1 pseudogene is annotated in these 370 nt (G+C 74.3%); it reads left to right on the top strand.

Annotated features, from left to right (window positions below):
* Positions 1 to 370 (top strand): annotated as a pseudogene (locus tag ACTQVX_RS08875) (IS21 family transposase); the annotation flags it as partial.

The raw sequence follows: 370 nt of genomic DNA, 5'->3' as shown, positions 1-370 counted from the left end.
CTACAGGGGGTCCGGCGCGAAGCCGAACTTCAGCGAGATCGCGAGGAGGCACGGCATGGACCGGCACACGGTCGCCAAGTACTGGCGGGAGGGCGAGTCCGCCGCCGACGGGAGGTCCGCGAGGGGCAGCGCCTTCGACCCGCTCGAGGAGGTGATCCGCGCGAAGGCCCAGCTGCCCGGGATGACCAAGATGGCCGTGTACGCGTTCCTGCGCGAGGGCCGCGGGGAGGGGCTGCCCGGGTACGGCGCCTTCACCGCGTGGTGCCGGGCCCGCGACGTGCCCTTCGGGGGCGCGGGCGGCCGCGAGCCGCACCCGCGGTTCGAGACGCCCCCGGGCAGGCAGCTGCAGTTCGACTGGAAGGAGGGCATG

Origin of the sequence: Collinsella sp. LCP19S3_A6 (assembly GCF_052122015.1) — a bacterium.
Taxonomy (GTDB): Bacteria; Actinomycetota; Coriobacteriia; order Coriobacteriales; family Coriobacteriaceae; genus Collinsella.
This window is presented reverse-complemented; position numbering and strand designations above follow the sequence as displayed.